Annotated in this window: 16 protein-coding genes; 3 read left to right on the top strand and 13 right to left on the bottom strand. The window is 38.6% G+C overall.

The window, feature by feature from the left end:
* Nucleotides 1-112: 112 nt before the first annotated feature.
* The 12 genes from AC4PG5_RS04345 to rlmD all read right to left on the bottom strand — a co-directional run bounded on the left by AC4PG5_RS04345 (nt 113) and on the right by rlmD (nt 18082).
* A complete protein-coding gene (locus AC4PG5_RS04345) occupies nt 113-1531 on the bottom strand; it encodes an alpha-L-fucosidase (protein ID WP_492030222.1) in 1419 nt (472 codons plus the stop codon).
* Nucleotides 1532-1625: 94 nt separating this feature from the next.
* Nucleotides 1626-3554, bottom strand: coding sequence for a RagB/SusD family nutrient uptake outer membrane protein (locus AC4PG5_RS04340; protein ID WP_492030221.1), 1929 nt, complete (start codon nt 3552-3554; stop codon nt 1626-1628).
* Between the two features lie 23 nt (nt 3555-3577).
* Nucleotides 3578-6907 carry a TonB-dependent receptor gene (locus tag AC4PG5_RS04335; protein ID WP_492030220.1) on the bottom strand — a complete coding sequence of 1110 codons (3330 nt, stop codon included), beginning with the start codon at nt 6905-6907 and terminating at the stop codon, nt 3578-3580.
* 567 nt (nt 6908-7474) lie between these two features.
* Nucleotides 7475-8482, bottom strand: a complete 1008-nt coding sequence (locus tag AC4PG5_RS04330) for a FecR family protein (protein ID WP_492030219.1) — start codon at nt 8480-8482, stop codon at nt 7475-7477.
* 382 nt (nt 8483-8864) lie between these two features.
* Nucleotides 8865-9413 carry an RNA polymerase sigma-70 factor gene (locus AC4PG5_RS04325; protein ID WP_492030218.1) on the bottom strand — a complete coding sequence of 183 codons (549 nt, stop codon included), beginning with the start codon at nt 9411-9413 and terminating at the stop codon, nt 8865-8867.
* 594 nt (nt 9414-10007) lie between these two features.
* Nucleotides 10008-11714: an ISL3 family transposase gene (locus tag AC4PG5_RS04320; RefSeq protein ID WP_492028660.1), complete on the bottom strand. Its 1707-nt coding sequence runs from the start codon at nt 11712-11714 to the stop codon at nt 10008-10010.
* Between the two features lie 699 nt (nt 11715-12413).
* A complete protein-coding gene (locus AC4PG5_RS04315) occupies nt 12414-13319 on the bottom strand; it encodes an IS3 family transposase (protein ID WP_492030658.1) in 906 nt (301 codons plus the stop codon).
* 47 nt (nt 13320-13366) lie between these two features.
* The gene (locus AC4PG5_RS04310) at nt 13367-13756 is read right to left on the bottom strand and encodes a transposase (protein WP_492029086.1); all 390 of its coding nucleotides are present in this window, start codon (nt 13754-13756) and stop codon (nt 13367-13369) included.
* Between the two features lie 107 nt (nt 13757-13863).
* Nucleotides 13864-14676, bottom strand: coding sequence for an SDR family oxidoreductase (locus AC4PG5_RS04305; RefSeq protein ID WP_492030217.1), 813 nt, complete (start codon nt 14674-14676; stop codon nt 13864-13866).
* Nucleotides 14677-14740: 64 nt separating this feature from the next.
* On the bottom strand, nt 14741-15310 hold the full coding sequence (locus AC4PG5_RS04300; RefSeq protein WP_492030216.1) for a Crp/Fnr family transcriptional regulator: 570 nt from the start codon (nt 15308-15310) through the stop codon (nt 14741-14743).
* 400 nt (nt 15311-15710) lie between these two features.
* Nucleotides 15711-16637 carry an RluA family pseudouridine synthase gene (locus tag AC4PG5_RS04295; protein WP_492030215.1) on the bottom strand — a complete coding sequence of 309 codons (927 nt, stop codon included), beginning with the start codon at nt 16635-16637 and terminating at the stop codon, nt 15711-15713.
* 8 nt (nt 16638-16645) lie between these two features.
* Entirely contained in the window at nt 16646-18082 is a 1437-nt protein-coding gene (rlmD, locus tag AC4PG5_RS04290; RefSeq protein WP_492030214.1) for a 23S rRNA (uracil(1939)-C(5))-methyltransferase RlmD, read from the bottom strand.
* Between the two features lie 200 nt (nt 18083-18282).
* On the opposite strand from rlmD, the gene ppdK reads away from it, so the two are divergent.
* Nucleotides 18283-21009 carry a pyruvate, phosphate dikinase gene (ppdK, locus tag AC4PG5_RS04285; RefSeq protein ID WP_492030213.1) on the top strand — a complete coding sequence of 909 codons (2727 nt, stop codon included), beginning with the start codon at nt 18283-18285 and terminating at the stop codon, nt 21007-21009.
* Between the two features lie 134 nt (nt 21010-21143).
* Entirely contained in the window at nt 21144-21542 is a 399-nt protein-coding gene (locus tag AC4PG5_RS04280) for a VOC family protein (RefSeq protein WP_492030212.1), read from the top strand.
* A gap of 17 nt (nt 21543-21559) precedes the next feature.
* Here the strand turns inward: AC4PG5_RS04280 and AC4PG5_RS04275 are convergent, their stop codons facing one another.
* Entirely contained in the window at nt 21560-22639 is a 1080-nt protein-coding gene (locus AC4PG5_RS04275) for a helix-turn-helix domain-containing protein (RefSeq protein WP_492030211.1), read from the bottom strand.
* Nucleotides 22640-22962: 323 nt separating this feature from the next.
* Here AC4PG5_RS04275 and AC4PG5_RS04270 point away from each other — a divergent pair, with 323 nt between their 5' ends.
* Nucleotides 22963-23481 (top strand): outer membrane beta-barrel protein, encoded by a 519-nt coding sequence (locus AC4PG5_RS04270; protein WP_492030210.1) that lies wholly within the window; start codon nt 22963-22965, stop codon nt 23479-23481.
* Nucleotides 23482-23591 lie beyond the last annotated feature (110 nt).

The raw sequence follows: 23591 nt of genomic DNA, 5'->3' as shown, positions 1-23591 counted from the left end.
TGAAGGGTATTTGTGCATTTGCACCGACACACAAAGTCAATGCAAATGCCACAAAAAATGATTTTCGTTGTTTCATACTTATTTACTAGAATATTTATGATGACTCTAATCACTATGTTAGCGCATCACGATATTTATTGGCTGCTCCTTTTTCTTCTTTGATTTGAAGTTTAATAACAAATGGTTCTCCCGGCTCTACCGAAGGCATAGATACATTATATTCGTTGCGAGCTATTTCCAGTACCTTTACATCACCACCATGAATCAAGTGCGCTCCAATTATCTGAGTACCTTTTGGCGTTTTTACTAATAACTGCTTCGTATAAGGGCGATTGAATACAATCATGAAAATATCTTGTCCTTTACGAGTATAGTATCCCCAATCTTGTTTAGGCCATCCGGCATAATCACAGCCATAAATTGCTTCACTATATTGGTTCATCCATTGCCCCAACGAGCTAGCAAGCGCTTTTTCTTCGGGACGAAAATCACCATCAGCTTGAGGTCCAAAGTTAACAACCATGTTTCCTCCCATAGAAACGGCATGAACAATACGGTCGATCACTTCCAATGGAGTTTTTACATAACTCAAAGACCAGTCTTTATGATAGCCCCATTGATTCTCGGGAATAGTCATACAAGCTTCCCAGTCCCATTGTGTTACTTCGAGATCCTTAACCGGATCGGGTAGACGGCGTTCGTATCCCGATTCATAATCGCCCATTAGTCTGCCATTACTATCGAAATGGCGTTTACCATAATCATCAGCGCGCAAACGGCTGTTGATTGTAACTCCCGGAACCAATTCTTTCAAAGTCTTTTCAATGTGAGCAGTCCACCATCCGTTTTTTTTGATGCTAGAATCCCATGTGCCATCAAACCAAAAGTCTTTCACTGTAGGGTAACGAGTCGCCAACTCTTTCAACTGATTATCTGTGAAAGTAAGGAAACGACGAAAAGCAATACTATCAGCTTCTGATTTGATGCTGTATCGATAATCAGGATGGCTCCAGTCCATTACCGAGAAGTAGAAATGCACATCAATGCCTTCGGCATTATAAGCTTTTACGATTTCACCTAATATGTCTTTCTTGTAAGGAGTATTCGCTACGGTATATTTGGTATACTTACTTGGCCAAAGACAAAATCCTTCATGATGTTTTGTGGTGATTTTCACATAACGCATTCCCATATCCTTAGCCATCTTGGCCCATTGTTTAGCATTAAATTTAACCGGATTCCATTGTTTCATTAACGCCATCCATTCATCCGATGGTACCTTTGCCCATGACTTTAACCATTCGGCTGCCCCGTTATAGACCTTCCCATTCCATTCACCGCCCGGAATAGCATATAGTCCCCAATGAATAAATTCACCTAAACGGTTATCACGAAACTTCTGCATAGCCGAATCTTGGCGTTTACCAACATAAGTAGCACCATATTTCAGAGGAAATTCCTGCTTCGCTTCTTGGGCAAAGGCCGTTAGAGTAACAAAAAGTGTGATCACAAAAACTATTCTATTTTTCATTTTGTCTGATTTATTGTCTATAAAAATAAGGAAAAGAATTCGGTACGAACTCATTACGCTCATACCGGATTCTTTTAAAACTAAACTTTATCTGTTATTTTTCGCCATCAGCTTCTAACCAACCCGGATTCTGCGTCAAATTCGAATTTAAACGAATTTCTTCAGCAGGAATAGGCCATAGATAACGATAATCGCTCCAAGGAAGTACCCCTTTAATTGTTTTCTTATAAGGACTTTTTGGGTAGCAAATCAAGAAGTTTTCGTCATCCAAAAAGACATCTTTATCTATCACAACCTTCACTGCAACTCCTCCATTCTTACGATCTTTGTGTGAACCGTCATACAGCTTTTGCATTTCTGCATCAAACTTCATGCCTCGTAAGGGAATAGTCAACAAGTTACCTGCCTTCCAACGCATCAAATCAGTATACCGTTGATTCTCCAATACAAACTCAACGCGTCGTTCGCGACGAATCTCACGTAACAACGGAGCCACAGTATAGTCTAATTTATCTGCATAAATCCGATCCAAACGCGGATCGATGGGCTCTTGACCGACCACTAATTTAGCAGTAGGATATTTGGTGAAATCGAAGCCAGCTCTTTTACGCAAAGCGTTGATTGTCAAATCGACATCGGCTTGAGATAATGTTCCATATAACTCATATTTCACTTCAGCATACATCAGCAGTAACTCGGCATAGCGGAACTCAATAGCTGCTTGAATACCTTTTGTCGTTGCATCCTCTTCTTCTTTGTCACCCATCCAATGCTTAATGAAGCGATATCCCGTTACAGTACTGCCACTTCTATTGTAATTCAATGCCGGATATTCAATGCCGTTGGCAGGGTCAATAACCCCAGAGAGATAGATCGTAACGTATTCACCCGGGCGACAAATGGTCTGAGTTAAACGCGGGTCGCGATTATCTAATTCTTTCCACATACCATACCCTTTAAATAAAGGATTTGACTCGTAATTGCCTTCAGAACCTCCGGTATATATTGGACGCCCGTCAGCACATAGATATTCTTCTATTAATCCTCGTGTAGCTCCCATTGCTTGGCGATTGGAGTTGTTTTGTCCATAATAACGTTGAAACGAAGTACCATATTCATCCTTGATGCAAGTACGTCCTAAAATAACTTCCGGATTATTGTCATGGGCTGTAGCACCTTTAGCCGTAAACATCTTATAGTATGAATGATCTCCGTCTTTATTGTACAAACTATACTTTCCGATCAACGCGTTGCAAGCTGTTTCGCACTCCTGAAGAAACTTGGTACCATCTAATTTAAGCTCTTTATGATACTTGCGATAAGTACCTTCGAATAGACAAATGCGTGCCTTGAGGAAGTTAGCCATATCTTTATTTAATCGGCCCTCTTCTTCTTTTCCTTTTATAGGCAAATGAGTCACTGCTTTATTTAGGCAGAGTAAAATAGAGTCCATCACTTCGGCACGAGGAGTTCGCTTCATGTATAACTCCTCCGAATCAACATTCAAATCGGTAGTCATCCAAGGCACATCGCCAAAGTACAACACCTTTTTATAGTACTCCCATGCTTTAAAAAAATAAGCTTCGGCAGCATACTTATCAAGGGTCGCTTGTGGTAAATCAGCGCGTTGATAACGTGTTAGGAAAAAGTTGATGTTGCGAAGATTGCTCCATTCCCAACCATTGGCACTTGTTCCTGTTCCTGTCGGGATTTTCTTTGCATCAGCCAAGTCAGTAAATTCATTACCCGTACGAATACAGTTGTCCGAGAAAACATCACCATATGCCAACGGACTGCCTGTGACAGGTAATGGATAAATGTATTTTTGATTCGCCCATCCATCACCATGCCCAATGATATATATCGGGTAAAACTCATTTAAATACAATTTCATATCACCCTCTGAGGTCCAGAATGCCATATCAGTGGGCACATCCAATGGATAACGCTCCATGAAATCATCGTTACAACCAACCATCATGGTTGCCAATCCTAACGCTGCAATATATTTTTTAATATTCATAATTATTTCTTTTTTAGTCATCATTAAAAGTTAACCTGAACACCCAATGCGATGGAACGCATCATTGGATAAGCAGACTGAATAGATTCGGGATCGAAGACATTGGGGACTCCTGAAATCGTAAATAAGTCGTAACCGGAAAGGTTGAAACGCACCGTGTTAAGTGATAACTTCTTGGTCCATTGTTGAGGTAGGGTATAACCTACTGCCAATGTTTTAAGACGTACATACGCCCCATTGTACATATAACGACTATTGGTTACTAAGTTTTGACTACGTCCATACATATGATATTGAGAGTTTGGATTTTCAGGCGTCCATGAGTTCTCAAACGTATGGAGATTACCTCCTGAATCACTACCGCCAAAAAGCATTCTGTCGCTGATAAATACATCACGTTTAGCAACGCCTTGAAAGAATAGATTCAAACTAAAGTTTTTCCAAGAAACATTACCATTCAAACCAAAACGGAAACGAGGGGTGGAATTACCCAACACTCGAAGGTCGCCTGAGTTGTAGACTGTATTCTCTCCATTAGAAATTCGATTATCGGGACCTGCATCACTCTTTCTTTCATCTTCACCTTTAGTACCCCCCAAATCGGCAAAACGAAGATCTCCAGGGTACCAAGTTGAGCTTATATCGGTTTGTGAAGCACCTTTCAGTATATATTTTCCATTTTCATCAACATCAAAATCACTCTCTTGCAAAATGCCCAAACATTCGTAACCCCATATCTCACCAATCTCCTTACCATCGTATAGACTAGATAGAGATTTATTCTTGTTGCCATTGAATTTCTTAACGGTAGTGATATAGTCGGACAATACAAAGCTAACATCATAGCTTAATCCGTTCTTCAAACGATCTTGCCATTTCAAACTTAATTCCCAACCATTGGTTTTCAGAATACCAGAGTTCTTTTTAGGAGCTGAAGCCCCCAATGTAGCCGGATATTGGTCACCTGCCATTAAGATATCCCTAGTCTCACGGTTATACCAGTCGAATGAAAAGTCTAGGCGATTACCTAAGAAAGAAGCATCCAATCCAAAATCGATAGTCGTAGCTGTTTCCCATGTTAATGAAGGAGAGACTAATCCGGAAGAACTAATTCCGAACGGTCTTGTTCCTCCCATATTCCAAGGCACATATTCTACTGCACCATATTTCGCGATGTAAGCATAGTTGTCTACATTCTGATTACCTAAAGAACCCCATGAACCTCTTACCTTTAGGTTATCCAACCAAGAGCGTGTGCTAGTCATGAAATTTTCTTCCGAAAGTCTCCAGCCGGCAGATAATGAGGGGAAAAATTTGAAACGATCGGCTGTTGGAAAACGTGATGTTCCATCATAACGTCCGTTGAACTCTACTAAATAACGATCATTATAGATGTAGTTTGCACGGACAAATGCTCCACGAACAGCCCAGTGTTCAGCACCATCTCCGGCATATTGCTTACCTGTAGCTGTATTTATCATTGGAAGGTTCGGATTGAGTAAATTTTCACCTCTGGCATCGGTACTGCGATAAACATACCACTCTTGATTAAATCCCAATACACCTCCTATGCTATGTTTACCCAACGTCTTGTCATAGGTGGTATAAGCATTGATCGTATAGAAATCAGAATGACTAATGTTCTCCGATACATAGGACGGATCGGTATGGGTTTTGATAACAGACGACCAATCATCTACGATATACTCACGAGTCGGTACAACTCTTTTCTGGTAATATTCATTAGGACGATAAGAAAACTCTCCCTTTACAGTTAACCCCGGAAGGATCGTAATAGTAGGAGTTACATTAAACACGGCATTTGTACGTTTAGTGTCACGAGTAGCCCCATAAGCCAGCCAGCCTAATACATTGTCAGTCCATGTATTAGGTTGCGGATCATTCGGCCCCGATTTAATGGGCATACAGATGTTGCGACTCACTTCGCCCATCATAGCTCCCCACAATGTACCTTTTTGAGGATTCAGATAAGGCTCGTCATAACTACTGGTATTGTAACTGATCTTTGTGGCTACTTTAAACCACTTGTTAACCTCTGTATCTAGGTTAATCATACCATTGAAACGATTTTGTACATCAGTCTCAATTTTATACATACCCTCTTGTCGTTGATAGCCTAAAGATATATAGTAACGAGTCTTAGCCGTACCACCGGTAAAGCTCACTGTATGTTTCTGCATCGGAGTCCAATCTCTTACCGCTTCATCATATGGATTCATACTACTCACCCAATCAAATCTGGTGGAGCTTCCTTCTTTGTATATCCATGCAGGTGCATTTTGTGGATCATCTCTCCATGCCTTTTTTGCAGCCAATAGTGTTTCGTTATAGGTCGACACCGTTCCTCCAGTTAATTTTGTTAATTGGTTTGCTGCTAATTGAATAGTATAAGCATCCATAATATCAGGTCGAGCAGATGGAGTATTCCACTGCATGTTGAAATTATAAGTCACATTAGCTTTTTGTTCTTTTTTGCCCGATTTAGTTGTTACCAACAAAACACCATAGGTGGCACGAGCACCATAGATAGCCGATGATGCAGCATCTTTCAATAACGATATATTCTCGATATCATTAGGGTTCAATATACTCAAATAAGTCTCGTCCATCTGCACACCATCGACCAAGATCAAAGGGCTGCCGTTCTTTACCGCCCATTTCCCGTTACTATCTTGCTCCATTGATGTACCACCACGCACGTTGAAAGTAGGAACAGCATTAGGTGATCCACTAGTAGGGGAGATGTTTAAGTTAGGAATTACCCCTTGCAGTGCCTGTCCAATATTGCTTACCGGTTTGTTTTCAAAGACTTCCGACGAGACAGAAGCTACAGCTCCTGTTAAGTTAACTTTCTTTTGTGTTCCAAACCCGACAACAACGACCTCATCAAGAGTCAAAGCATTTTCCTTTAATTCAATTATTGCTTTAGTACCAGCTTTTAACTTCTGGGTAATATATCCGATATAGGAAACCACTAAATTAGAACCCGCTTTAACTTTTAAGGTATAGTTGCCCTGAAGGTCAGTAATCACTCCATTAGTTGTTCCTTCTTCCAATACATTAGCACCGATAATAGCCTCTCCCCTTGAATCGGTTACAGTGCCCTTAAGAACCAGTTCTTTTCCGAAACTAGTGACCATGTTCTTTTTTAATGGGAAAAGAGCTATTTGCGTATTTACAATGTCATAGCCTAGATCCGTTCCTTTCAGTAAAGATGTCATCAATTGCCGAATCGTAACTTTATTGACATTTAATTGAACTTTCTGATTGACATTCACCTGCTCCTCATCGTAGAAAAAGGTATACTTACTTAGCTTTTCGACTTGTGTCATAGCTTTAGAGAGCGGGATATTTGAAAATTGAAGCGTTAAAAGCTTCTCTTTGTGTTGTGCCGAGATTGTGACACACAAAAATAACAGCAACAATGTTGCTAGATATTCTTTAGATTTCATACTTTTGTGAGAATTTAATGTTAACTGTTAGAGTCAGTTGCGAATTTTAAGGTGTTCAAGCTTTCTCGCAATCCGACTTCTGTTAATTGAATTTAAACGGAGAAGGATACAACCATATAGTGTTGTGTCCTTTTTTTGTGTTTTTCATTTGTGTCTTTTACATAAGCATCAATTTTATTGGTTAATACAAATCAGCAGTTGAATTTATCTTCTGATTCACTTTGTTAAAAGGTTATTGTTTAGTTAATGATCTTCTTTCCTTTCTTTCTCAATCTTCTTTAATGTCAATCTATTAGAAAAATAAAGCACTCATTATTCCAATGATAATTCATAAGGACAAAGAGTAAAACTTATAAAAAGATATATGCATATCTGCGATGATTATGACTTAAAAATAGGGATCAAAGGTTAACAACTGATTCGCCTAATTAATACATACAATTGATCTTATTGTGCAGATATTATTAATTCATTTTGTTCATTAAACGTATAATTCATCGGATGAATGCGATTCATAATGCGCATAACCTCTTCCAATGACTCTTTTTGTAGTTTAAATGTATAAAGATATTTATCCGACAGTCGTGGGTCAAGCTTAATCTTGACATTATACCATTTCGACAAAAACTTACAGATAACCCCCAATGGGCGTTTCTCAAAAACCAACTTATCCTTAGCCCATGAAGATTCAAAGTCAACATTCGTTTTTTCTACTGTAAGCTGATTACTGTTTTTATTGTAGGTCGCCATCTCTCCAGGCTTCAAAAAACGTTTCTCTATACTCGTCTCTAAAGCCACTGAGCCTTCAACCAGGCTGACAAATGTGTTTCCAGAGTCAGGGAATGATTCTATGTTGAACTTTGTACCATGAACGATTACCTTCATTCCTTCTGTCTGAATAATAAAAGGTTTATCTTTGTTATGTGCGACATCAAAATAAGCTTCTCCTGTCAAATGGATCTGTCGGTATTTCCAATCATAATATGTGTCACAAGTCAAAGACGTTTTCGAATGTAACCAAACTTCTGTTCCATCCGGAAGAGTCATTCTAGATTTTCCGATAAGGTTGTTATAAACCAATTCTTCAACTTTCGGTTGACCGACTTTAATTCCTAGGTAGAATGAAATAGAAAAAATTACAACTAACGCAATGCACGCAACTGCTGCATATCGGCGAATGAAACTGATAAATGAAAGAGGTTTGGTGTTCGGTTTAGGTCTAACTCCATTATCAGTTGCCCCCATGCGTTTAGACAGCTCTTTCCAGTAGCGATTGCTGTCGGGCACATAACTCGAGGCATTATTTTGTACTTTTTGCCATACTTGCTGCAATTCATCAAAGACTTCCTTATTTCGGTTATCGTCCGTCCACCTCATAAGTTGCCTATCTTCTTCAATCGTTATTCGTTGCTGAAGCTTCAAGATTATCAAGTCCCAAGGAATTCCTTTTTTCATATAATATGCGCCATTTAACGTTCTATACTACTATGACACAAAAACTAAGGCTACCCCTTACTGAATCTAACAATAATTTTTCTTTTTCTCTCAATATCATCAATTGGGACTTTCTTTCTCACCATTGGCAGAACATGTGTTGGTCCATTTTATCTCATACAAAAGTCGGTCGTTTCCCTATCAATGAATGCACACTCATTGATAGGGAAACGACCGATTTAACCTGTTCTTAGATTTGTTTTTTATATGCAGAAAGAAGTTATGCCACGTCTGTTTGAAAGGGATACTCTAGAAAGAAACACTATAATATTCTATCTTCATTATTAATGTTCTAACGACATCAAAATTTAGTGACATGGCATCTGGGCTTGCTTTGTAAGCATTAAAAAAGATATGTATACTGTTCACCCAGAAACTCTTTAATACGCTTCAAGGCTTTTGTGATCTGTCCTTCTACTGTTTTTATGGAAATTTGCATCTCGTTGGCTATATGCTGATTCGAAAGGTTTTCCTCCCGGCTCTTTCTAAAAACCTCCTGACACCGGTCGGGAAGTGAACAAATAGCTTCTTCTATCAAGTGAGTCAGTTCTTCCATCTCTAGAGATGAAGGATCTACAGCGATCTGCCCTTGGTCATTTAGTTCATCTAGCGAAAGATTTGTTCTCCGATCGCGTAAGCAGTTTAAGCATTTATTGCGAGCGGCACGAAACAAATAAGCTTTTAGAGATATTTTCACTTCTATTTCTTGGCGATGCTCCCATACATACAAAAAAATATCCAAAGCTAACTCTTCCGACTCTTGTCTATCGTTTAAATATACATTCATAAAACGACACAAAGAAGAAAAATAAGTATCAAACAGATACTTAAAAGCATGTTCATCGCCGGATTGAATTAACTTCAAAAGCAGTATGTCGTCAGTCGTGTTCATAGTGTAGATTAATCCTTCAAATGCAAAATTAGAATATTAATTTTAGTAAAAGAATGTTTTCCGGGAATTTTGAATATGGAGTGTTGGTGGTTTTACTCTTGAATCTGTAGTTTAAGGATTTTCGGCTAGCACTTTAACGTTCATAGAGTGGACGCACTAAATTGTTTTTATAATTATCGGAAAAGGCTTATAATGTAAGGTAACAAGGATGCATCGAAAACGAACTGATTACTTCATCGTTCATTCATTCATTTATTTATTTATTTATTTATTTATTTATTCGTAGGCGGATCATAATCTCTTCTCTTCTCCTGGTTTTTTTTGAATATGATCTGCCATCTGCCATAAGATGATTATTAATATGTTGATTTACAGGTATTAAATGGTGTTGTGGATAGGTGTTGCAGATGGGTGGCAGATCAATGATCTGCCACCTAGTGGGCGTATGTTTCTTGACAATAATCAAAGCCTTCTGATAGGCAATTAAAAAGGAAAAGGAGGTATTTTTTCTCCTATCTTCCTTTTAACGTGATTTAGTCAACCCGATTTAGTACGTATGCTAAAAAAGGTCAACCTGATTGGTTCTTCTTCAATTTAGTTGAAAAAGATATGCTCCATAACCATTTTTCTCTTTAATAACTCAAGTCCTGACTTTCCATACATTATGCGCTTTATGGCTTTTAGTTTGTTGACAAATCCTTCAGTTATACCATTAGTGATATTGTATCTAATTGTATTCTTAACAGCTTTATAATCCCTTTTTATACCTATTAGAAAGGTTTTTAGCATAGGATTCCCAGTCTTCCAATACCTCTTCATCCATTTTATTAATCTGTCAGATTCGGAACCAGTAATGATTGTATAGAAAGATTTGGCTGCATCATATATCTGGGTAAACCAGTCAAATTGTAGCAAAGTATCTATCAGTTGCTGTTCAGACGAATTGATAACCTTGTTGTATATAGAGCGGTCTATTACTGATGATATTACTTTTAGTGGTACTAGTTTGGATCTTTCATCCACAGGTTTTGCCGCCTTTTCCGTTTTATTCTTGGAGGATTTACGTCCTCTATGTCCATCACTTAAATATGCATAATGAGTATAAAATGGAGTTCGTGCACCTTTAAATCCACTATTAGATATTTCTTCATAGGCACTCTTAAGCGTATTACCATAAGCAATATGCTCTTCTACATATTTGTCGTAAATGTGATATTCATTTCTTTCTTTACTATTGCGTTTGGGCAGTTCAGTAATATTATAATATTTTGTTGCTGTCTGGCGCGCTATACCTAATTTTTTTGAGATTGTAGTAGGCTTAAATCCTTTTGTTTGAAGTTCTTTTACCTCTCTAAACATGATTATTCTAAAATCCACCTTTTGCTTTTTATGAGATGGAATAAATGTAATAACTTTTTCTTCTGGGACATTCTCAATTGTAGGCTCATTCTTTCTAATAACCTCACGATAATCAGCATAGTGTGCACTAATCGTTTTCAGAAGACGGTCTGACATATTCTTGATTAGATGAAATTTATCAGCTATTTCAGTGATAGGTCGCCCAATAGCTTTTACAGCAGAGCTATAATCGGTTGATCTATCCCGACTTACCATGTTTACCTGCTTATGGTTTTCAATCCAACTTTTAAAGCTCTCTTCGGCTCTATTTCCCAATAGATCTACTGGGTATTTGCTATGCATATCAATAATAATAGTACCATAATTAACCCCCTTGCGCCATGCCCAATCATCTACTCCAACTGTTTTAATATCGTCAAATTGAGAGGGAGTTAGACGATGTATATTGCGAAGAACAGTGGAGTAACTTAAATTAATGCCTAAATGGAATAGCAAATTGCTAGCAGATATAGAAGAAGTCTTTAACCCATGTCGTGTTATAGTTAATTCAAGTCTACGTGTATTACGTCTATAGCGAAAAATCTCATTACCTGGTTGCTCTGCAAATGTTCGCTTGATACACTCTTCGGTGTTACAGAAAAATTTACGTATTTCAAAAACTAGGATGACTCCCCTCCCCAATATAGATAAATCTTTAATTGTTCTTGTGTATTTACTATGAACACGTTTGCTTTCATGGTTACAATAGGGACAAGTACCACTATTTTTAGAAGAACGAGCATATAGAAACATCATATTGTCTTTATGCTCTATATTTTCAATAATAATTTCTGAGGATAAGTATATAGAGGATATCTCGTTGATTTTACTAGTATTGGTTGTAGAATTTTGAAGGCGCAATATATTTTTTGTAACTTTGTTACGGTTAGGCTTATTTGTCATTAGTATTTCTTTGTGTTTGGCGATATAAAGATACTAAATATTTGACAAAAAGCCTAGCCTTTTTACATATAAAATACTGTATATTAATCGATTATATGTATATGAAAGTGTGTCAATTCTCCAATCAGTAAGTAATCTATCAAACCTTACTACAACTTACGCATAAGAAATCAATTCAACTAAATTGAAGAAGAACCACCTGATTTAGGGATAATAAATAATATTGGCAACTAAATACCGTCTAGAGAATATAAAACGTCAACCATTTCCAGGATAAGACATTGCCATTTTAGTTTCCTCATTTGGAAAAATATTTTCATACGTCGAAACTGACGGTTTGAGCGTATGAAACTTTTGCTTTGTCAGTACGAAACTAGAACTTCATTGGGATGAAACTTTTTTGCTCGCTGTATTAAACTTAGATCGTAATGTATTCCTATGACTTTTACTGAATTGAGTAGACAGTTTTTATTCTTTCAAACTTAAAAGGTAGACTGTTTTGTTTTTCCTTGCCTGATTTCATTTACAGTTTTAATCTTTAGGATCTGAAAAGCTAGACAGCTCCTTTTCTTTTACACTGGTTTTGTTTACACAATTAGATTTCAATCTCTAAAAGTATGGACAATCCAGAGCTGGGCTTGTTGTTGGGTAAGAATGAGAGGTATTCGATGTACCTCTCGTTCTTGCTCTACTGATGGTTTAAACCGTCACTAGAGCTTGTTGTTGGGTTTGCAAATCTATAAAAATGTCAGGGTTTTCAGTTACCTTTTTCTTATAAATTTTATTCTTCCACATTTTATATTGTGATCCGGATTGTTCATGTGTGCAATTTGGCGTTTGCATACCTATGCTCATATGCGGTCTCTTTTCATTATAAAAGCGTATAAATTTACCGATAAGTTCTTCTGCTTCTTTGTCATTCTTAAAACGGTCTATTCTATAAATTAATTCTTGCTTAATGATGCCGTTCATACGCTCAGCAATAGCATTGTCGGTCGGTTTGTAATCTTCCGTCATACTAATACTGATATTTCTGCATTTAAGCTCTTCTACATAAGCATTGCAGCAGTATTGACTACCGCGGTCTGAATGATGAATCAGTCCTTTGAGATCTTCTTTCCCCGTACCTTTAATTGCTTCTTGTAAAGCACCCAATGTATGAATGGCTTTAAGTGAATTAGACAATTTCCATCCGATTATTTTATGGGAATATGCATCGGTTATCAGGTGAAGATAAAGGCATCCCACTTGGGTGTCTATGTAAGTGATATCACTCACCCACAACTGATTGGGCGCACTGGGTACAAATCCACGTATGAGATTCTTATATTTATGATAACGATGATTAGAGTTGGTCGTATGACGAGTCCTGGGCACAGGAAGCATCAACCTTTTTCTACGTAATAAATAGAGGAAGCGATCTCGACCTGGCATGTTTTCCCGACCGAAAATTGAAACTAACATAATATAAAGTTTAAGGCCACCGATACCAGGGTCTTCAGTACGCTGTTCTTTGACAGCAGAAAGAATACGTTCTTGTTGACTACATTCCTCTATATAGTTGGTTTTTAGTTGATAATAAGCCTGTCTACAATGGCCAAACAGTCTACAAGCAGTACTAACGGACAGGCCATGCTGCTTGCAAAGTGTAGTTACTGCTTGGCCCCAGATTTTTTTCTGATGGGAATGCCTACTTCTTTTTCTGCTATATCAATCAAAACATTTAAAGCACGAGTTTCTAACTGAGAGTAAGCAAGAGCTTTCTCTAAAGCTTTAATGCGCTTTTCTAAAGCTTCTTTTGAATCAATAGAGGATAAATCATCCGGTTTTTTTTCGGTCATAAGCAAGTCGGTATGTAAATTGTCCAAATATACCGAATACTCTTCAATTGGGTAACTTTTTATCCAACGATTTAATAAAGCAGTACCGCAAAGAAAATACTTCTTTACAATGAAACTTTTTGACTCACAACTGCTGTAATAATCACGAAGAATAGATAACTTTTCACTCTCTGTGTAACGACGAATTTGTTGATCTCTCATAAAACACTATTTTTTAGTTACTAATAGTGTCTACCTATATCAGTTTAAGTCACTATAAGACACACTAATGAAATATAATCTATACCGAATGATTTCATTGATAATGTTTACACTTTACTTTGCATACTAATGATATTTTGAAATACAGACAATGGAAATAGAGAACGAAGAGAAAATACTAATTTTGTGCTAAAATCCGAAGTATATCTCATTCTCTTGCTACAGCTGTTTGCAGCTTTATAAATTGTTTCAGCATCTAATCTTGGAGAATATCCCTTTTTGTAATTTTTCATCAAATAACTATGCCATTTTTTGAACTTAGTCTGGTATTCAATCGAATAATTTTCAATTGGCAATTCAAATACGGAATTATAGATATTTGTTCTGACCATTCCAGGTTCAACGATTTTTACTTTTATATTGAATGGCTTTAGTTCGTAATAAAGACTCTCACTGAATCCCTCTATTGCCCATTTAGATGTATGATAGATAGATTGGAATGGAAATGTAACACGTCCGGCAATGGAAGAAATATTCACTATCGTTCCTGATTTATTTCCTCTGAAATGCTCTAATACTAATTTAGTGGTATATAAAACCCCTTTGATATTTGTGTCAATAATATCTTCGATAGTTTCATTCGATGTTAATTCAAGTGGGTTAGTTGTATATATCCCAGCATTGTTTACAATAACATCAATTTTTGAGAAATCAGTTATAACCTGTGTTATGCAGAGTTTAATGGACTTTAGGTCTTTTACATCTAGAAAATAGGCTTTTATGTTTTTATTGCCAGCAAACATTGATAAATTCTTTGGATTTCTCATAGTTGCTGCTACGTTCCAACCCCTATCTGCAAATAGGATAGCAGTTTCTTTACCTATTCCGCTTGATGCACCCGTTATTAAGACTGTTTTCATATTTTTCGTTGTTTTCCGGCAAATATAGGCAAGGCGGAGCATTTAACTCCCTAACAAATGTTAGTTAATAGGTTTTCCTTATACGACTTAATGATTCCGGTTGTATGCCAATGTATGAAGCTATATATTTTACTGGTACATTCTGAATAATATCCGGTTTGTTTTCTAGTAGTTTCTGGTATCTCTTTTGAGCACTTAATGATAGTTGCTCAATGATACGTTCTTCTTTCTCAATTAGGAAACTTTCCATCAATTTTCGTCCAAAGCTTTGCCATTCTGGACTAGTGGAATATAAACTGTCTAAATCCGACCTTGAGATATATAGTAACTCACAATCTGTAATAGCTTGCAACTCTTCTTCGGATTTTGTGCCAAGAAAGAAACTATTTAAGGAAGTTGCAAAATTATTGGGAGCATATAAATGAATAATTAATTCTTCTCCTGAATCTGCTATTTTTGAATATTTTAAATATCCAGAATTTATAAAGAATACCTTATCTGTTCGTTTTCCTATCTCAATCAACGATGTGCCTTTAGAGGTAAACTGATATTTAAAAAGGGACTTTAGTAGTTCTGTATCGGATTGTTCCGGTGACAGAAAATTGAATATTTTATCATTAAGTTTTGAATACATATACGATTTAAGAGTTACTTTTATTTTTGCAAAGATACAGAGAATAGCAGCTATATTAAATAATAACCGGTATAAATTCAAAATTTGTACCGGTTAAACTCAAACAATACATTTTTTCCAGAACGGATTAATAACATAAGCTCATTAGTGTCCCGTTAAAATCAGGACAAGTTAAACATTAATCAAATGACCCCGAAAGAGGGAATTATCGAGTCTTTTGAGATCGACGGAATTAGTCTTTTCAAACAGGCCTTTATTAGGTTTGTAAATCTGTAAAATAGTCTGGATTTTGCAAATAGAAACATTGAATCCCCTAACTCCATACTATGAAGTTAGGGGATTCAATGTTTAATTGATCTTTGTCTTTAGTTGTTTCTATCGTCGTCGATCTTTTTCCTCCTTACGAGCGGTTCTTCAAGAATAGTTTCTTGAATTCACCCGGGTACGGAGTTTCAAACTCCATCACCTGACCGGTTACCGGATGATAGAAGCAAAGCTTGAAGGCATGTAACGCCAATCGGTTGATGGGGTTGGGGTTGCCTTCGCCGCCGTATCTACCATCTCCAATGATCGGGTGTCCTAACTCTTGCATGTGTACACGAATCTGATTCTTACGTCCGGTTTCCAGATCAAGCTCAAGCAAAGAATAACCATTTGCTCGTTTGATGGTCCGGTAGTGAGTGATCGATTTCGATCCACCATCGTCCACGGGGCTAGAGCTGACATAAAGCGTACGGTCGGTTAGCCATGAGGTAACTGTACCATAGTCTTTTTCCATCTCGCCTGTGACTACGGCTACGTATCTGCGGTCGGTCACAATCTCTTGCCAGTTGTCGCGTAAGGTATGCTGTGTCTTTTCGTCTTTGGCAAACATCATGATGCCCGAAGTGTCTCTGTCTAGGCGATGTACGGTGTAGACTCTGCGATTTCTAGCAGAACGACCAACGTACTCATTCAAAATGCTATAGGCTGTACGCTCTTTTTGGCGCTCGGTGTTGACCGATAATAAGCCTTGCATCTTATTGATGACAATGATATATGCATCTTCGTAAACGATCTGCATCAATCGGTTACTGAATTCTTTCTTGCCTTTTTCTTTGCTAATCTGAACTTTCATGCCCGGTTTGAGGAGAAAGTTGAATTGTGTGGTGATCACGTTATCGACCAATACGATTCGTTTGCTTAGCAAGGCTTTTAGTTTCGTACGACTAGCATCCGGCATCTTGGCAGCCAAGAAGGCCATGAGCTCCATGGGCTCTTTAACAGCGTAGTCGGTATATTGAGCACGAGCTTTCTCAGCCGGTGTTCTTCTCATTTTCTTTGCCATAATCTTTTTTAAATTTCATTAGTTTCTGGTCTGAGCTCAAGCAAGACCACGTTTTCCACATGGTGAGTATGTGGGAACATATCCACCGGTTGTACAGCCAGAACCTTGTATTTACCATCGAGCAGTTGTAGGTCGCGAGCTTGTGTAGCCGGGTTACAGCTGACATAAACAATGCGTTTAGGCTCTGCGAATAGGATCACATCAACCACGTCTTGGTGCATACCTGCACGAGGAGGGTCGGTGATGATGACGTCGGGACGTCCATGCTCGTTGATGAAGTCCTGAGTGAGGATATCTTTCATGTCTCCTGCATAGAACAAGGTGTTCTTGATGCCGTTGATCTCAGCGTTGATCTTGGCATCTTCGATGGCTTCGGGCACATATTCGATGCCGATCACCTGACGGGCTTGACGAGAGACGAAGTTGGCGATTGTTCCGGTTCCTGTGTATAGGTCGTATACGAGTTCTTCGCCGGTTAACCCTGCAAATTCGCGTGCGATCTTATAGAGGTTATAGGCTTGATCGGAATTGGTCTGATAGAACGACTTTGGTCCGATCTTGAAACGAAGACCTTCCATCTCTTCGAAGATGTGATCATTTCCCTTGAAGACATGGACATCAAGATCGTTGATCGTATCGTTGCATTTATTATTAACGATATAGAGTAAAGAGGTGATTTCAGGGAAGGTATCGGCTATGTATTGTAGAAGTTGTTTGAACAGCTCCATCTCTTGATCTTCTACGATCTTACAAATCACGATAACCATCAGTTCGCCGGTCGATGAGGTGCGTACGATCATGTTACGCAACATACCTTCTTGTGAACGGAGGTTGATGAAGGAGTAATCGTGTTCGTAGGCGTAGTCGCGTACAGCGTTACGGATGCGATTGGAGATGTCGTCCTGAAGCCAACATTTTTCGATGGCCAACACTTTGTCGAATGCACCAGGAATATGGAAGCCAACAGCGTTCATCTGGTCGTATTTCACATCTTGACGAACTTCTTCGGTGGTCAGCCAACGTTTATTGGAAAAGGTGAACTCTAGCTTGTTGCGATAGAACTGCGTTTTCTCTGATCCTAAGATTGGAGAGATTTCCGGAAGATCGATCTTGCCAATGCGTTTTAGATTGTTCTCAACCTCTTGTTGCTTATATCTGATTTGTTCCGAATAGGGGAGGACTTGCCACTTGCATCCACCGCAAACCCCATAGTGCTGACAGAAGGGGACAGCGCGTACTGCTGAATATTCATGGAAGTGAACAGCCTCGGCTTCGGCATATTTGTTTTTCTTACGTTTAATCTGGAGATCGACTACATCACCGGGTACCACATAGGGTACAAAAACCACTAAGTCATTTACTTTTGCAATGGCCTTGCCTTCTGCAGCCACATCTGTTATTGTTACCTTCTCTAATAAAGGAAGCTCTTTCTTCTTTCTTGCCACTTTTACACCAATCTAATATTAATGCTGCAAAATTAGGTATTTTTTTTAGAATATTTTCGTGTATCTAAAAATATTCGTAATTGTAAAGTCGAAATTACATTTTAGGTCATTTTTTTTATCACAAAAGTTTTCAAGTTTCCGAAATATCTTTAGATTTGCGAATGGAAATACAAATCTAATGCAACTTTAAAATCAATATTATGAATAAAAAAAGAGTTTATACCTTTGGAAATGGCCAAGCTGAAGGCAAGGCCGATATGAAGAATTTATTGGGAGGTAAAGGAGCCAATCTTGCTGAAATGAATTTGATTGGCGTGCCCGTTCCTCCCGGATTTACGATCACGACAGACGTTTGCACCGAATATTATGAATTAGGACAAGATAAAGTGGTTTCTCTATTAGGCGATGAAGTTAAAAAAGCTGTTGCTAATGTGGAAAGCCTAATGAAATCGAAATTCGGAGATGTTGAAAATCCATTATTACTTTCTGTACGTTCGGGTGCCCGTGCTTCAATGCCGGGAATGATGGACACCATTCTAAACTTAGGTTTGAATGACGAAGTGGTTGAGGGGTTGACCCGTAAAACCGGTAATGCACGTTTTGCATGGGACTCTTATCGTCGTTTCGTACAGATGTATGGCGATGTGGTACTTGGCATGAAACCGGTCAACAAGGAAGATATTGATCCGTTCGAGGCGATTATCGAGGAAGTAAAACACGCTAAAGGTGTGAAGCTGGATAATGAGCTTGAGGTGGCTGACTTGAAAGATCTAGTGAAGAAATTTAAATTGGCTGTCAAAGAGCAAACCGGACATGATTTCCCAACGTCTGCAGAAGAACAACTTTGGGGAGCGGTTTGTGCGGTATTCAACTCTTGGATGAACGATCGTGCAATCCTTTATCGTAAGATGGAGGGAATTCCTGATGAATGGGGTACAGCGGTTACTGTGCAAGCGATGGTCTTTGGTAACATGGGCGACCATTCGGCTACAGGAGTTTGTTTCTCGCGTGATGCCGGAACAGGTGAAGATTTGTTCAATGGGGAGTATCTGATTAATGCTCAGGGTGAAGATGTGGTAGCTGGTATCCGTACACCGCAACAGATCACCAAGATCGGTTCTCAACGTTGGGCTGAATTGGCCGGAGTAAGTGAAGAGGAACGTGCAGGTAAATACCCTTCAATGGAAGAAGCAATGCCTGAGATTTATAAAGAACTCGATGCTTTGCAAACCAAACTTGAAAACCATTATAAAGATATGCAAGATATGGAATTTACCGTTCAAGAAGGTAAACTTTGGTTCTTGCAGACGCGTAACGGTAAACGTACCGGTGCGGCGATGGTTAAGATTGCTGTCGACTTGTTACATCAAGGTATGATTGACGAGAAAACGGCTGTGATGCGCGTTGAACCCAATAAATTGGATGAACTTCTTCATCCGGTATTCGATAAAGAAGCCTTAAAACAGGCTAAAGTGTTAACTCGTGGATTACCGGCTTCTCCCGGAGCAGCAACGGGTCAGATTGTTTTCTTTGCTGATGATGCTGCGGAATGGGCAGCTGCGAAGAAGGATGTGATTATGGTCCGTGTGGAGACTTCGCCGGAAGACTTAGCCGGTATGGCAGTGGCGCAAGGTATCTTGACTGCACGTGGCGGGATGACTTCTCATGCTGCGGTTGTGGCTCGTGGTATGGGTAAATGTTGTGTTTCCGGTGCCGGTGCATTGAATATCGACTATAAGAATCGTACGGTAGAAATTGATGGTATTACTTTGAAAGAAGGGGATTATATCTCATTGAATGGTAGTACAGGAGAAGTTTATCATGGTATGGTGGAAACAAGAGCTGCTGAGTTATCGGGCGATTTTTCCGAACTGATGAGCTTGGCGGATAAATATACGCGTTTGACGGTTCGTACAAATGCAGATACGCCTCATGATGCTGAGGTGGCTCGTAACTTTGGGGCAGTCGGCATCGGACTTTGTCGTACGGAGCATATGTTCTTTGAAGGTGAAAAGATTAAGGCAATGCGTGAGATGATCTTGGCTGAGAATGCTGAAGGTCGCCGGAAGGCATTGGCGAAGATTTTACCTTATCAACAAGAGGACTTTAAAGGTATTTTCAAGGCAATGGAAGGTTGTCCGGTAACGGTTCGTTTGCTTGATCCTCCTTTGCATGAGTTTGTTCCTCACGATTTGAAGGGTCAACAAGAGATGGCCGACACCATGGGCGTTAGCTTGCAATATATCCAACAACGTGTAGAATCATTGTGTGAGCATAATCCGATGCTGGGTCACCGTGGTTGTCGTCTTGGAAACACTTATCCGGAAATCACTCAGATGCAGACTAGAGCAATCTTAGGTGCAGCTTTAGAGTTGAAGAGAGAGGGTGTAGAGACTCATCCGGAAATCATGGTGCCGTTGACTGGTATCGTTCATGAGTTTAAAGAGCAAGAAAATATCATTCGTGCTGAAGCTAAAGTGTTGTTTGCCGAATTTAATGATAGCATCGACTATAAGGTCGGTACAATGATCGAAATACCTCGTGCGGCTTTAACTGCCGACCGGATCGCCTCTTCGGCTGAGTTCTTCTCTTTTGGAACGAACGACTTGACGCAGATGACTTTCGGTTATTCACGTGATGATATTGCTTCATTCCTTCCGGTTTATCTAGAGAAGAAGATCTTAAAGGTCGATCCATTCCAAGTGCTCGATCAAAAAGGCGTTGGACAGTTGGTGCGTATGGCTACTGAAAAGGGTCGCGCTAGTCGTCCGGACTTGAAATGTGGTATTTGTGGCGAACATGGTGGTGAACCATCTTCTGTGAAGTTCTGTCATCAGGTTGGTTTGAACTACGTGAGCTGTTCTCCGTTCCGTGTACCTATTGCACGTTTAGCAGCAGCGCAAGCAGCGATTGAAGAGATGAAATAAGCTGATTGTTAAGTTGGATACAAAATAAGCTGTTTCAATAATCAATTTGAGACAGCTTATTTTGTATCTCCTCTTTTTTATATTAGGATGCAAAGTCTTATTTATAGGATTATAAACGATTTAGAATTTAATTTATGAAGATAGATCATTTAGCGATATGGTGCGACGACTTGGAGGTCGTGCGTGCATTTTATATGAAATATTTTGATTGCACATCCAATGAGATGTATTTTAATCCGATAAAACAATTCAAATCTTACTTTTTGTCTTTTCCTGATGGAGGAAGTCAAATTGAGTTGATGAGTCGTCCTATTATCACAGAGGAACCTTCTTCACGAGGATTTATAAAAGGAATTGCTCATTTCGATATTGAAATCGGTACTGAGAGGGATGTGGATGCATTAGTAGACCTTTTGCGAAAGGATGGTTATACTATAGCTTCTGATACAAGGCGTACCGGTGACGGGTGTTACGAGGCCGCTATTATTGATCCGGAAGGTAACTACGTGGAATTATCTGCAATCAAGGAATAAATATAGCTATTGGAATATTAATCAATGAAATATTCTGATGGTGTTTTTCCGGTGTATTGCTTGAAATTTCGAAGTGCAGTAGCTCTCGAACGAAACCCAACGGCATAGAACGTATCCTGATAATTTGTTGATTCCTTGTTTTGTATACGTCTTATGAAGTCTTCGATGCGCAACGTGTTAATATAAGCGCTGAAGCTAGCATATCCCAATTCGTGCAGGGCATTTGACAGGGTGGTACGATTGGTACACAATGCGCTGGCCAAAGTATTTAGTGAAAGATCGGGATCTCGATAGTCGTTAGTACAGTTCATGTGCGAGATGATCTTTTCGCATAGAGGATGTTGCTTTGTAATCGGTTGTTCTATAACAACCGTTTTGTCAATTGAGTGAGGAACCACTTCGGTCATGGCTACCGGATGTTTTCTTATAAGCCTTTCGAAGAGTTCCATATAGGCAATGTAAAGACTGCATCCTACGCTGATGTAATAATATAAGGTTCTGACTATTAGTGAATCGGATATGAGCAAAGTTATATAGGCCATGATGTTTACTGTGAGGCATAGGGTATATTTTAAAATCCATGTCTTATTGGTGTTGTTATAGCGTCGCGTATAAGGAATAGTAAATACGAATAGTACCGGGGCAAAAATCAACATCGCAAGCAAAAGACGAAACCAAACATGGAACATTGTAAATTGAGGGAGCATGTCGAGTAATGAATGGTATGGTGGAAATTTTACGCCTAGTTGCAGACAGAGCCCATAAATTGCGGCTAGTAGTATACAAGGGCTATAGAGTTTAAGGATTCGTCTGAAATTGAGATAGTTTGGCGAGATGACCTCAATGGGATACATGATGTAAGAAATTACCATGAATAGAGCGAGGACTAACATGGGAACCGAGATCACCAAATTGGGTTCTTCGTCGTGGCATAAAGCTATAAACCGTGGAATATAATTGAATACTGAAAATAAGACAATGCAAGCAAGGATCACACGTGAGCGCTCTCCACTCTTTCTACGGGCAAAGATTAATAGAGAGGTGAGTAGGCAGGTTATTGCACCTGCAAATATTGTGGCTAAATATAGGCTTTTCATAATGGGTACAAATGTAAGACTAATTTAGATATGGTATTCAGATTATAATAATAAATCACGATCTTTTGTCATTATGATAAATCGATGCTGTTATTATGGAACATGGCTTTATTAAAGGTTAGCCGCTTCTTTCTTTGCTCGCTTTGAGTTTCTGGTTTTGTCTTAATCTAGAGGTGAATGAGTCTTTTTAGAAATAAACTCTATTGTAAATAAATTTATTTTTTTGTTTCTAAGTAGAAAAAAGCATATATCTTTGTCTCGGTTTTTTTAAGAAATAGTCGTGTCAAAAACGACTTTAGTGTTAATTTAAAATAGGATTAAAAATGAAAAAGATTGGATTAGTATTTGTGATGGTCATGTTTTCTTTTGTGGCTAAAGCTCAAGTGTATGTTGCAGGAAGTACTTCATTATGGAGTAATGATGATGAAAACACAACGACATTCTCAATTGCTCCTGAAGTTGGATATAATTTAAATGAAAAATGGGCTGTCGGTGCTTCTTTTGGTTTTGTACACTCTTCTTTTGATGATTCTGACGTTTCTACTAACGCTGTCGTGTTCAATCCGTATGCTCGATATTCTTTCTATGAAAACAAAATTGTTCGTTTGTTCGTCGACGGTGGTCTTGGAATTTCTTCTGTAAAAGTGAAGGGTCACGATTCTGAAGCTGGTTTTGAGTTTGGACTTAAACCGGGCATTGCGATAAAACTAAGTAAGCATTTTAGTGTTTTAGCTAAATGTGGATTTGTTGGCTATAGAGATGATTACGCTTTAGGAGATAATGGCTACGGCTTTGCTTTAACTAGTGAAGACTTATCGTTTGGTGTTCATTACGAATTTTAACGCCGATTTCAGCTTTTTATAATAAGACTTTAAGTCTTAAGACTTAAGTGTATTTTAGGCCATCGCCCCTTTCGAATAGATTTGATCGAAAGGGGCGATGATTTTTTTAT

It is taken from the genome of Bacteroides sp. QWL-09 (genome assembly GCF_058683585.1).
This window is presented reverse-complemented; position numbering and strand designations above follow the sequence as displayed.